Source organism: Arenimonas sp. SCN 70-307 (assembly GCF_001724815.1).
GTDB lineage: Bacteria > Pseudomonadota > Gammaproteobacteria > Xanthomonadales > Xanthomonadaceae > Arenimonas.
Genome location: NZ_MEDO01000030.1, coordinates 25,739 through 37,210 on the forward strand (window position 1 = coordinate 25,739; position 11,472 = coordinate 37,210).

Annotated in this window: 12 protein-coding genes; 4 read left to right on the forward strand and 8 right to left on the reverse strand. The window is 71.3% G+C overall.

Annotated features, from left to right (window positions below; all coding sequences use genetic code 11):
• Positions 1–5: 5 nt before the first annotated feature.
• The gene (locus tag ABS41_RS13340) at positions 6–1,118 is read right to left on the reverse strand and encodes an efflux RND transporter periplasmic adaptor subunit (RefSeq protein ID WP_290595114.1); all 1,113 of its coding nucleotides are present in this window, start codon (positions 1,116–1,118) and stop codon (positions 6–8) included.
• 77 nt (positions 1,119–1,195) lie between these two features.
• Between ABS41_RS13340 and ABS41_RS13345 the strand changes: the two genes are divergently transcribed.
• From ABS41_RS13345 to ABS41_RS13355, 3 genes are all read left to right on the forward strand, one after another.
• On the forward strand, positions 1,196–1,837 hold the full coding sequence (locus ABS41_RS13345; RefSeq protein WP_290595115.1) for a TetR/AcrR family transcriptional regulator: 642 nt from the start codon (positions 1,196–1,198) through the stop codon (positions 1,835–1,837).
• Positions 1,838–1,975: 138 nt separating this feature from the next.
• Positions 1,976–2,629 carry a protein-L-isoaspartate O-methyltransferase gene (locus ABS41_RS13350; RefSeq protein ID WP_290595116.1) on the forward strand — a complete coding sequence of 218 codons (654 nt, stop codon included), beginning with the start codon at positions 1,976–1,978 and terminating at the stop codon, positions 2,627–2,629.
• 16 nt (positions 2,630–2,645) lie between these two features.
• Positions 2,646–4,061, forward strand: coding sequence for a TolC family outer membrane protein (locus ABS41_RS13355; RefSeq protein WP_290595117.1), 1,416 nt, complete (start codon positions 2,646–2,648; stop codon positions 4,059–4,061).
• A 21-nt stretch (positions 4,062–4,082) separates the two neighbouring features.
• Here the strand turns inward: ABS41_RS13355 and waaA are convergent, their stop codons facing one another.
• Positions 4,083–5,384, reverse strand: a complete 1,302-nt coding sequence (gene waaA / locus ABS41_RS13360) for a lipid IV(A) 3-deoxy-D-manno-octulosonic acid transferase (protein ID WP_290595118.1) — start codon at positions 5,382–5,384, stop codon at positions 4,083–4,085.
• A 63-nt stretch (positions 5,385–5,447) separates the two neighbouring features.
• Here waaA and lpxL point away from each other — a divergent pair, with 63 nt between their 5' ends.
• Positions 5,448–6,356 (forward strand): LpxL/LpxP family Kdo(2)-lipid IV(A) lauroyl/palmitoleoyl acyltransferase, encoded by a 909-nt coding sequence (lpxL, locus tag ABS41_RS13365; protein WP_290595119.1) that lies wholly within the window; start codon positions 5,448–5,450, stop codon positions 6,354–6,356.
• A 97-nt stretch (positions 6,357–6,453) separates the two neighbouring features.
• Here lpxL and ABS41_RS13370 read toward each other — a convergent pair whose 3' ends face one another.
• The 6 genes from ABS41_RS13370 to ABS41_RS13395 all read right to left on the reverse strand — a co-directional run.
• Complete coding sequence (locus tag ABS41_RS13370) at positions 6,454–7,332, reverse strand: lysophospholipid acyltransferase family protein (protein ID WP_290595120.1); 879 nt, start codon at positions 7,330–7,332, stop codon at positions 6,454–6,456.
• Between the two features lie 6 nt (positions 7,333–7,338).
• The gene (locus tag ABS41_RS13375) at positions 7,339–8,601 is read right to left on the reverse strand and encodes an O-antigen ligase family protein (RefSeq protein ID WP_290595121.1); all 1,263 of its coding nucleotides are present in this window, start codon (positions 8,599–8,601) and stop codon (positions 7,339–7,341) included.
• Complete coding sequence (locus ABS41_RS13380) at positions 8,579–9,691, reverse strand: glycosyltransferase (protein WP_290595122.1); 1,113 nt, start codon at positions 9,689–9,691, stop codon at positions 8,579–8,581. The genes ABS41_RS13375 and ABS41_RS13380 overlap by 23 nt, the downstream gene beginning before the upstream one ends.
• Positions 9,692–9,706: 15 nt before the next feature.
• Positions 9,707–9,910: a zinc-finger domain-containing protein gene (locus tag ABS41_RS13385; protein WP_290595123.1), complete on the reverse strand. Its 204-nt coding sequence runs from the start codon at positions 9,908–9,910 to the stop codon at positions 9,707–9,709.
• A 450-nt stretch (positions 9,911–10,360) separates the two neighbouring features.
• Complete coding sequence (locus ABS41_RS13390; RefSeq protein ID WP_290595124.1) at positions 10,361–10,669, reverse strand: hypothetical protein; 309 nt, start codon at positions 10,667–10,669, stop codon at positions 10,361–10,363.
• Positions 10,662–11,472: RHS repeat-associated core domain-containing protein (locus ABS41_RS13395; protein WP_290595125.1), on the reverse strand; the 811-nt coding region annotated here is incomplete at its 5' end. The genes ABS41_RS13390 and ABS41_RS13395, both read right to left, overlap by 8 nt.

Sequence of the window (11,472 nt, forward strand, 5' to 3'; positions counted from 1 at the left end):
CGACCTCAGTCCGCGCTGGCGGCAGTGAGCTGCAGCGGGCGGTTCTCGTCGTCTATCGGCCGCACCTTCTGGCCCTCGAGCAGCAGGTGCACGCCGGCGGCCACCACCCACTCGCCCGGCTGCAGGCCGGCGGTCACCGGTACGCCGGATTCGCCGTAGGCGCCCACCTGCACCGGCCGCAGCGACACCGTCAGCGCCGCCGGGTCGACCACCCACAGCGCCGCGGCGCCGTCCTTTTCGTACAGCGCCGACAGCGGCACCGTCACCACCGCGTGGTCGCCGCCGTTGGCGTAGACGCGGGCGCTCTGGCCGAGGTCCACGACCGCGTCGCCCGGGTCGAAGGCCACGCGGGCGGCGAAGGTGCGCGCCTGCGGGTCGGCCGCCGGCGCGATCTCGCGCAGCTGGCCGGGGAAACGCTGGCCCGGCAGCGACCACAGCTCGACCACCAGCGGCCGGCCCACCGCGAAGGCCGAAGCCTCGCGCTCGGGAATGGAGATGGCCACTTCGCGCGGGCCGTCCTCGGCCAGCACGAAAACGCTCTGGCCCGCGGCCACGACCTGCCCGGCTTCGGCCAGGCGCTGCGCGACCAGGCCGTCCGCGGGCGCGCGCAGCACCGCGTAATCGGCCTGGTTCACCGACACCCGGGCCTGGGCGCGGGCCTGGCGCACGCGTGCTTCGGCGGCGTCGTACTGCGACTTGCGCGCATCAAAGAGCGAGCGGCTGACCAGCTGCTGGTCGAGCAGCTGCTGGTAGCGGTCGAGCTCGGACTTCGCCAGCGCCAGGTCGGCTTCGGCGGAGGCCAGCTGGGCTTGCGCCGCCTCGCGCTGCAGGGCCACGTCGGAGGCGTCGAGCTCGGCCAGGGCCTGGCCCGCTTTCACCCGCTCGCCGACCTCGGCCTGGCGACGCGCGATCTTGCCGCCGATGCGGAAGGCCAGCGCCGGCTCGTGCCGCGCCCGCACTTCGCCGGCGTAGGCCGTGGGCGCCGCGCCCTGGGCGCTGGCCTGCACCACCCAGGCCGGCCGCGCCGGCGCTTCGGTGTCGGCGTCGCCGCCGCAGCCCGAAAGCAGGGCCAGCAGGCCCGCCGACAGGATCCAGCGTCGCGTGGAAAAGGTGGTCATGGCGGCGGTGCCCGGATTGAATTGAGCGGATGGTAGCTTTACCATACTCGCCAGTTCAATAATCACTTTGCGTTGACATGACCGAGCCCAGCCCCCGGGTCTCCCCGGGCCGCCCGAAGGACCTGGAAAAGCGCGCCGCCATCCTCGATGCGGCCAAGGCGCTGTTCCTGGCCCGCGGCTACGAGGGCACGGCCATGGACGCGGTGGCCCAGGCCGCCGGCGTGTCCAAGCTGACCGTCTACAGCCACTTCCAGGACAAGGAGACCCTGTTCGTGGAGGCGGTGAAGGCCAGCTGCGAGGACCTGCTGCCGGCCGACCTGTTCGACGTGCACTTCCAGGGCCCGATCCGCCAGCAGCTGCTGCGCATCGGCCGCGCCCTGTTCCGCCTGATCACCTCCGACGAGGCCATCGCCGTGCACCGGATCATGGGCCAGCCCATGCCCGAGGGCGCCGCCCTGCCCCAGCTGTTCTGGGACGCCGGTCCGCGCCGCATCCAGGAGGCCTTCGCCGGCTTCCTTCGCGCCGAGGCCGAGGCCGGCGAGCTGGCCGTGCGCGACTGCGAGCTGGCCGCGCAGCAGTTCTTCGCCCTGCTCAAGGGCGAGTGCCACGCCCGCCTGCTGTGCGGCTGCCCCGCCACCCTGGCCGGCGACGCGCTCGACCGTCACCTCGCGGCGACGGTGGACATGTTTCTTCGTGCCTACGGCCCGGTGCGCGCATGAAGCCTGAACCGGGCCACCGTTGTCAGTCGGTCTCAGTGACCAATGGCACTACGGAGGCCTTCGCGCCCCCCGCATCCTTTGCGCAACCCGGCCCCGGGCGTAGAATTGTCGGCCTTGTGATTCAAGGATTTAGCCGTAATGACCATTGACTTCCAGCAGGCCCGTTTCGCCATGGTCGAACAGCAGGTTCGGCCCTGGGACGTGCTCGACCCGCGCGTGCTCGAAACCCTGATGACGGTGCGCCGCGAGGACTTCGTGCCCACGCGCCACCGCAAGCTGGCCTTCGCCGACCTGCCGCTGCCGCTCGAGCACGGCGAGGTGATGATGAAGCCGGTGGTCGAAGGCCGCCTGCTGCAGGCCCTGGCGCTGGACCCCAGCGACGAGGTGCTGGAAGTGGGCACCGGTTCGGGCTTCGTCACCGCCTGCCTGGCCAGGCTCGCCCGCGAGGTCACCAGCATCGACCGCCACGCCGACTTCACCGAGCGCACCCGCGCCCGCCTGGTCGCCGACGGCGTCACCAACGTGCGGCTCGAGACCGCCGACGTGTTCACCTGGCAGCCTGGCCGCCAGTTCGACGCCATCTGCATCACCGGCGCGGTGGCCACGAACCCCGAGCGCTTCGCCGAGTGGCTGCGCCCGGGCGGCCGCCTGTTCGTCATCCACGGCCAGTCGCCGGTGCAGGAAGCGATCCTGATCACCCGCGACGGCGACGGTTTCCTCCGCGAAAGCCTGTTCGAGACCGACGTGCCCTACCTGCACGGCGCCGAGCCGGCCCCGCAGTTCACCCTTTGATACCAGGACCCTCCCCATGCGCCTGAGCCTTCGTCCCCTTGCCTTCGCCATCGCACTCGCCGGTCTGTCCGGCGCCGCTTCGGCCGCCGACCTGATGGAGGCCTATGAGCAGGCCCGCCAGTCCGACCCGCAGCTGCAGGCCGCCGAGTCGCGCAGCCTCGGCCAGCGCGAGGGCGTGGTGCAGAGCCGCGCCAACCTGCTGCCGCAGATCAGCGGCGACGTGAGCTGGAGCCGCACCCGCTCCGAGAGCAGCGGCTCGCAGGCCTTCGGCTCCGTGGTGCAGCCGCCGAGCGAATCCGAGAGCGAGTCCACCTCGCGCGGCTGGGGCGTCAGCCTGCGCCAGAGCCTCTACGACCACGGCAACTACACCCGCCTCGACGCCGCCAAGGCGCGCGCGGCGCAGTCCGAGGCCGAGTACAAGGCCGCCCAGGACGCGCTGATCGTCCGCGTGGCCGACGCCTACTTCAACGTGCTCACCGCCATCGAGACCCTGGCCTCCTCGCGCGCCGAGGAGCGCTCGGTCAAGCGCCAGCTCGACCAGGCCGAAAAGCGCCTGGAAGTGGGCCTGGCCCCGATCACCGACGTGCACGAGGCCCGCGCCCGCTACGACTCGGCGCGCGCCAACGCCATCGCCGCCGGCACCGCGCTCGACGACGCCCGCGAAGCCCTGGCCGAAATCACCGGCACGCCGGTCGAGAACCTGCGCGGCCTGGCGCCCGACTACAAGCCGGCCGACCCGACCGAGCTGATCAACCAGGACTGGGTCGCCACCGCGATGGAGAACAACCCCACGCTGCTCGCCCGCGAGCTGGCCCTGGCCGCCGCCGAGAAGGACGTGCAGACCGCCCGCACCGGCCACCTGCCCTCGCTGGGCCTGACCGCCAGCTACAACGACGGCACCGGCTACGGCACCAACGACGTATTCGCGCCGGTCGCCAGCTCGACCTCGTTCGACAACGGCTCGGTGCGCAAGACCGTGGGCGTCACGCTGAGCGTGCCGCTCTACGCCGGCGGCGCCGTGCAGTCGGGCGTGCGCCAGGCCGTGCACGGCCGCGACGCGGTGGCCGACCAGCTCGAGCAGGAGCGTCGCGCCGTCACCCGCCTCACCCGCAACGCCCAGCGCTCGCTCGCGGCCGGCACGGCCGAGGTCGAGGCGCGCCGCCTCTCGGTGGTGTCGGCCCAGGCCGCGTACGAGGCCAGCGAGGCCGGCCTGGAAGTCGGTACCCGCACCATCGTCGATGTGCTGATCAGCCAGCAGGCGCTGTTCCAGGCGCAGCGCGAGTACGCCCGCGCCCGCCACGCCTTCCTGGTGAACACGCTGCGCCTGAAGCAGGCCGGCGGCACCATCGCGCTCGAGGACCTGCAGGCGGTGAACGCCGCGCTGGTGGCCGACGCCGAGGCCGCCCTGGCCGAGTTCGACGGCGCGCAGTAAGCGCCGCGCGGGCCGGCGCCGCTAGCGCCGGCCCGCCAGGACCTCGTCGGCGAGGTCCAGGGTGCGCGCCACGGCGCCGCCCAGTTCAGCCACCGCGCGACGCGAGGCGTCGCCCCTCTCCCGGCGAGCCGCCGGATCCCGCAGCAAATGCCTCACCGCCGCCGCCATCGCGTCGGCGTCGTCGACCTGCTGCAGGCCGCCGGCCTCGCGCAGGTGCCGGGTGACGTCCTTGAAGTTGAAGGTGTGCGGGCCGACCACGCTGGGCACGCCCAGCGCCGCCGGTTCGAGCACGTTGTGGCCGCCCACCTCGCACAGGCTGCCGCCGACGAAAGCCACGTCGGATGCGGCATAGAAACCCATCAGCTCGCCAATCGTGTCCACCACGAACACCTGCGTGCCGGCGCCGGGCAGGCCCTCGCCGCTGCGCGTGGCCACCTCAAGCCCCGCGTCCCGCGCGGCGGCCGCCACCGGGCCGAAGCGCTCGGGATGGCGCGGCGCCCACAGCAGCAGCGCGTCGGGCTGCGTGGACAGGAGGGCCTGGTGCGCGGCGATCACCGCCGCCTCTTCCGGCGCGTGCGTGCTGGCGGCCATCCACACCGGGCGCGCGCCGCCCCAACCCGCACGCCAGGCCTGCGCCTGCACGTCGAGGCCCGGCGCCAGCGGCAGGTCGTACTTGAGGTTGCCGGTGACGACGATGCGCGCCGGGTCGGCGCCCAGGCGCTCGAGCCGCGCGGCGTCGGCGCGCGACTGCGCCGCCACCAGGTCCACCGTGCGCATCACCAGCCGCACCAGCGCGCGCACCGGCAGGTAGCCGCGCAGCGAACGCTCGGACAGGCGCGCGTTCACCATCACCAGCGGGATGCCGCGGCGCTCGCACTCGACGTAGAGGTTGGGCCAGATCTCGGTTTCGACGATCACCGCCAGCGCCGGCCGCGCGCGGTCGAGGAAGCGGCGCACGATGCTGCGCAGGTCGTAGGGCACGTACACGTGGTGCACGCGCTCGCCCCACAGCGCGCGCACGCGCTCGGAGCCGGTAGGCGTGATGGTGGTCACCAGCACCGGCCGCTCCGGATGGCGCGCGAGCAGGCCATCCACCAGCGGCCGCGCGGCGATCACCTCGCCCACCGAAACGGCGTGCACCCAGAGCGTGTCGTGCAGGTCGAGCTGGCCCTCGAGCCAGCCGTAGCGTTCGCTCCAGCGGCGCAGGTACTCGCGCTGGCGCAGGCCGCGCCAGATCAGGTGGTAGAGCGTGACCGGGAAGGCCAGTCGCAGGACCAGGCCGTAAAGACCCAGCAGCATCCGCTGGCCGAAGCTCAGTTGCATGGCGGGCAGGATACCCGAGCCGGGCCGCGGCGCGCCGGCGCCAGCGGCTAGAATGGCGCTCGCATGGCCACGCCCGACCTGCCCCCGCCGCCGCTTTCGCCCCGCACCTGGCCGGGCTGGCTGGCCGTGGGCCTGGGCTGGACGATCGCGCGCTGGCCCTGGTGGCTGCAGCGCCGCGTCGGCCCCGTGCTGGGCCGCGCGCTGCTGTGGCTGCTGCCCTCGCGCCGGCGCGTGGCCGAAGCCAACCTGCGCATCTGCTTCCCGGACATGGACGACGCCGCGCGCGCGGCGCTGCTGCGCACCAACTTCGAGTCGCTGGGCCTGGGTCTGTTCGAATTCCTGCGTGCCTGGTGGGGCCGGCTGGCGCCGGTGGACCGCGGCTTCGAGATCACCGGGCTCGGGCACCTGGCCGCGGCGCGCGCCGGTGGCCGCGGCGTGATCCTGGTGTCGGCGCACTTCACCACGCTGGAGGTGTGCCTGCGCCTGCTGTGCCAGCACATCGAGCTGGGCGCGATGTACCGCCCGCACGAGGGCGCGCTGGAGTGGGCCGTCAAGCGCGGCCGGCTGCGCCACGCCAAGGCCATGTTCGCGCGCGACGAACTGCGCCCGGCCATCCGCCACCTCAAGCAGGGCGGCGTGCTGTGGTTCGCGCCCGACCAGGAAACGCGGCGCGGCGAAAGCGTGTTCGTGCCCTTCTTCGGCCAGCCGGCCTGGAGCCTGACCTCGACGCACCAGCTGGCGCGCCTGGGCGGCGCGGCGGTGCTGCCGCTGTTCCACGAGCGCCTCGACGACGGCCGCTACCGCATCGAGATCGGCGCGCCGCTGGAAGACTTCCCCACCCGCGACGCCACCGCCGACACCGCGCGCATCATGGCCACCCTCGAAGCCGTCATCCGCCGCCGGCCCGACCAGTACCTGTGGCTGCACCAGCGCTTCAAGCGCCAGCCCGACGGCTCCCGCCGCCTCTACTAGGGGACAGGTGCATTTAAGAAAGGGGGTCAGGTTCACTTTTGAAAAGTGAACCTGACCCCCTTTCTTAGCAACTCACCTCCGACCCCACGCCTTTCGGTCAGTAGACGGCGGGCTCGCCCGCCGGCCGCGTCTTGAACCGCCGATGCGCCCACAAATACTGCTCCGGGCACTCGCGCACCACGGCCTCGAGTTCCTCCATGTAGCGCGCCGCATCCTGCCCCGGGTCGCCGGCCGGCCAGCCCGGCCAGCTGGCTTCGATGCGGATGCGGTATCGGCCATCGGCGGCGCGGTGGAACCAGAACGGCAGCATCACCGCCCGGCCGCGCCGCATGATCTCGGGCGTCGCGGTGAGCGTCGCCGCGGGCACGTCGAAAAAGGGCACGAACGCACACTGGTAGGTGAAGTTCTGGTCGGCCGAGTACGCCACCGGCTCGCCGGCCTGCAGCGCGCGGATCAGCCCGCGCACGTCCTTCTTGCCTATCGTCGGGCCGTACACCGCTTCGCGCGAGCGGTCGAACCACGCCTCGAGGCAGGCGTTGTTGTGCCGGCGCACCACCACCCGCACCGGCCGGCCGAGCGCGTGGCCCAGCAGGCGCCCGGCCAGCTCGGAACAGGTGAAGTGGCCGGTCACCAGAAGTACGCCCCGACCGGTGGCCAGCGCCGCGCGCAGGTGTTCGAGCCCCGTCACCTCGGCCATTCCGTCCAGCCGCGAGGCCGGAATGTGCCAGGCGCGCACCAGCTCGAGCGCGCCGATGACGGTGTTGACCACGCTGGCATCGGCCAGCCGGCGCCGGGCACGCGCGTCGAGTTCGGGGAAACACAGGTCCACGTTGATGCGCGCGACGCGCCGGCGCGAACCCAGCAGCGGCCAGCCCAGCCAGGCCAGGGCGCGGCCCAGCGCCAGCGTCGCGCCCTGCGGCAAGCGCCCGAGACACCAAGCCAGCCCCTGCAGCAGCGGCATCGCGATACAGCGCACGGCCGCTCAGCCCTCGCCCGTCGCCGGCTCCCGGCCGCCATCGGACAGCAGGCTGCCGGCGTAGAGCGCGAACAGCAGCAGCACCAAACCGCCCCAGAACGTGGAATACACCGCCAGGTGGGTGTTGAACGGGAATACCGTGACCGCCAGCGCCAGCGCCGGTGCCCGTGCGCGCAGCCGCGCCGCGGGCGACGCGAAGCGCCAGGCGCGCCAGGCCAGCGCCGCGCCGCCCAGCCACAGGAAGGCGCCGATCAACCCGGTTTCGCTCAGCACCTCGAGCACGATCTGGTGCGCGTGGTAGCCGGCGCCGTGCTCGGCGTCGGCCAGCCACGGGTCATCGGGCTGCGCATACACCGGGTAGGCGTCGCGGAAGCTGCGCACGCCCACGCCGTTGACCGGGTGCGCCAGCGCCATGTCCACGGCCGTGCGCCAGATCGGCAGGCGGCCCGAGAGCGCGTGGTCCATGCCGGCCTGGTCGCCGTCGAGCGCGGCCGTGGTGCGTTCGACGCGCTGCTGCAGCGTGTCGGAGAAGGTGAACACCGCCGCCATCGCCAGCGCCGAACCGAGCAGCATCGCCACCACCACGCGGCGCGCGCGGAACTGCAGCCAGCCGCTGGCCAGCAGCACCAGGCCCAGCGTGAGCCACGAGGCGCGCGTGCCGCCGAGCAGCACCACGACCACCAGCGCCAGGGCCACCGTCATCCAGCCGGCCACGCCGAAACGCTCGGCCGCGGCGGTGAGCGGGAACGGCGCCAGGCTGGCCAGCACCAGGCCCAGCTTGAGGTTCTCGGCGCCGAACACGCCGCTCAGGCGATCGGCCGTGGCCGGGCCGCCCAGGCTCCAGCCAGTGGCGGCCTGCACCAGGCCGTCGAGCAGCCAGAAGCCGGCGATCACCGCCAGGCCGGTGAAGGTGAGGCGGCGCCCGCGTTCGTTGGCCACCGCCATCGCCACCAGCCACAGGAAGGGCAGGTAGCGCAGGTCGAGCAGCGATTCGCGCCAGGCGCGCGGCGCATTGAAGGCATCGGGCGCCGAAAGCAGTTCGGGCAGCCAGTAGGCCAGGAACAGCACCGTCGTCAGCGCCCAGGCCTCGTGGCTGAGCAGGGCCATGCCGCCGCGGAAGCGCTGCACCAGCAGCACCGTCAGCGCCGCCAGCGCGCCCAGCGAAAGCACCGCCTCGGCCGGACCGGTGAGCGGCCACAGCGCCACCGAGGCCAGCACCCACCAGGGGGCCCAGCGCAGCGGGGTTTCAGGTTTGGACGAGTCGCTCATACAGCTCCAGCGTGGCCGACTGCATCGCCGCCAGGGTGTGGGGGATGGTAACCGGCATCGGCGGCGGTGCCGACAGCAGGGCGCGGGCGGTGGCGGCCAGGGCGGCGCGGTCGCCCGGGCGCGCGGCGCCCAGTGGGTAGAGCGCGGCAAGTTGCTCGCCAACGCCGCCGCTCTCCCAGCCCAGCACCGGCCGCCCCACCGACAGCGCCTCGATGACGGTGCGGCCGAAGGCCTCGGGCTTGTTCGACAGCTGCAGCACCAGGTCGGCCATGGCGTAGGCGTCGGCGATGTCGCTGCGCGGCGGGCTGATGGCCAGCACCGACCGCACGCCCAGCTCGCCGGCCAGGGCCTCGAGCTCGGCCACGTAGGCTTCGCGGCCGGCCTCGCGCGCGCCCAGCAGCCACAGGCGCGCGTCCTCGCCGGCATTGCGCAGGTCGGCCAGCAGGCGGATGGCGTCGGCGTGGCCTTTAAGGCGCGTGCCGCGGCCGGGCAGCAACAGCAGGCGGCCGTCCTGGAGTTCGGGGAATTCCCGGCCAAAGCGCAGGCGCCATCCGGCATCGGGCTGGTGGCCGCGCGGGAACTGGGCCGGGTCGATGCCGCGCTCGATCACGTGCAGGCGGGCCGGGTCGGTGGCCGGCCAGTGCCGCAGCACGTGCGCGCGCACCGTCTCCGACACGCAGATGACCTGCTCGCCCCGGGCCATGATGCCGCTGTAGCGGCCCGGCGAATTCAGGCCATGCACGGTGGTGACGAATCGCGGCCGCGGCGCCGGCAGGCCGCGCAGCGCCTGCCAGGCAAGCCAGGCCGGCAGGCGCGAGCGGGCGTGCACGATATCGGGCTGGATTTGCGCCAGCGTGGCGCGCAGGCGGCGCATGGTGGCGAAGGCGGCCAGCGACTTGCGGCCCACGGGCAGGTCGATGTGCTCGCCGCCCGCGGCCTCCAGCGCCGGCAGCAGCCGGCCGCCCTCACTGATGACCAGCGCACGGTGCCCGGCCGCGGCCAGCGCGGCGGTGATCTCGAGGGTGGAACGCTCTACGCCGCCGCTCTCAAGCGCGGGCAGCAGCTGGACGACGGTGAGGCAGCGGGACAAGGCCGGGCGCCAGCCTCAGCCCTTGAGCACGAACACCGCGCCGCAGTAGGGGCAGGTGGCCGAGCCGGTGGCCTCGATGGGCAGGTAGACCCGCGGGTGCGAGTTCCACAGCGCCATCGCCGGCGTCGGGCACGACAGCGGCAGCTCGGCGCGGGCGACCTCGTAACGACGCTCGGCATTGGCCGGCGCGCGGGCAGTGGCGGTGTCGGTGCGGGACATGGGCGGGGGCTTCCTGGGTGGGTGGCGGGATTTTACACCGGCCAGCCCGCTTAGGACCGACTAGCCGAAATCGTTGACCTGGCAGGCCAAGGCCAGTGTTGGGCTCAGAGCTTCCAGCCTGACTGGTTGGTGGTAGGGCTTCTTCGACTCATCAATGAGCATCTCTTCAACGCTCGTATTCGGATGGAGCTTGAAGACCAGCCTGTAGGTGGTGCCAAACCCCACCATTACTGCTTCCACCTCTTTCGGATCAATATTCTTTGGGTCGAGTAACTCTATCCTCCAGCACGCCGACGGCAAGGTGCTGCGCCGCGCCGGCGATGCGCAGCCGGGAGAGGAACTGGGTGCGCGGCTGGGTGAGGGGGAGTTGGTGGTGCGGGTGGAGAGATATCCCCTCGAGCACTAGTTCGAGGAAGCAGGGGCGACCCCCCCAGGATCATAGCTGCGAGATCAGCCTTGCGACGTAGCCACGTAGCCAACAATCACAAGTATCGACAGGATATAGGTTGCGAAGAATGTCCTAAAGAGCGCGCGCTCCGAGCTGTTCAATCCCATAGCTCTGCCTCTAAAGGCGAGCGCAATCGAGGCAATAAGTCCCGCTGTCATCCAGTCGACTCGCCGAAAGGGAAGCCTTGAAACGACGGCCGGCCGATGATTCTCAATGTTAGTTAGCGCACGAATGACTGCAATCTGGACGATTGCGTGTGGCACGAGGATCAACATCAGCCACGCAAAAAATTCGTTCATCTCATCAGTCATCGATTAGGGTGTCGTCAAAGTAGATTATGGCGCCTGCAAAAGCGCCAGTGCTTGCCGAGGCATTGAGGGTCAGATTGATTCCAGTACCAGGGTCGAATCCCAGCGTAAGCGCCAGAACGTTGAATCCGGCCGTCAATTCCATATCGACTGGCGCATCACGCACCCCCCAGTCATAGCCGACGGATAGCAAATCAACCCCGCTTGCGTAACCACCCACAGACGGCCTTCCGCGAGCACCAACTCCGATGGGAATGAGCCCAACCTCGTCCTTGCTGGTGTCCGAGTTCCTTCTGTAGGCCCCGCCTGCTCCGTAAGCCACTTGGACGCCGACATCCTTCTTTGCCTCCATGATGTCCACGAACCCTCCCCTAGGGCCATCGCTCGCCCTCGGCTGACGAGGCCTGGCGCTATTGCCGCCCTGCGCCCCGTTGCCACCCTTTGCATTCGCAGCGCCCCCAGAGTCTTCGCCACTTGAAACGAGATGAGTCGAGGACCCTGGCGACCTGGCTGTAAGTGATCGCCAGTCTCTGGGTTGCCTACGAGGATCATCTGTTGCTCGCCCATCTGGGTCGTTGAACCTAAACGGGTTGTTCGCAGCATAGTTATATCGATTGAAGTTCCAGCCGCTCTGCATGTCCGAGGGCATCGGATCCGCCGACAAGAACCTCCCAATCCCCGGATCGTAGTAGCGCTGCTGCATATAGACCATCTTCGACCCCGCATCCATCTGGTGGCCGGTGTAGCCCGGCTCGTTGCTCCAGGTGCCGTCGGCGGGTTCGCCCCAGGCGGTCAAACGCTCGCGG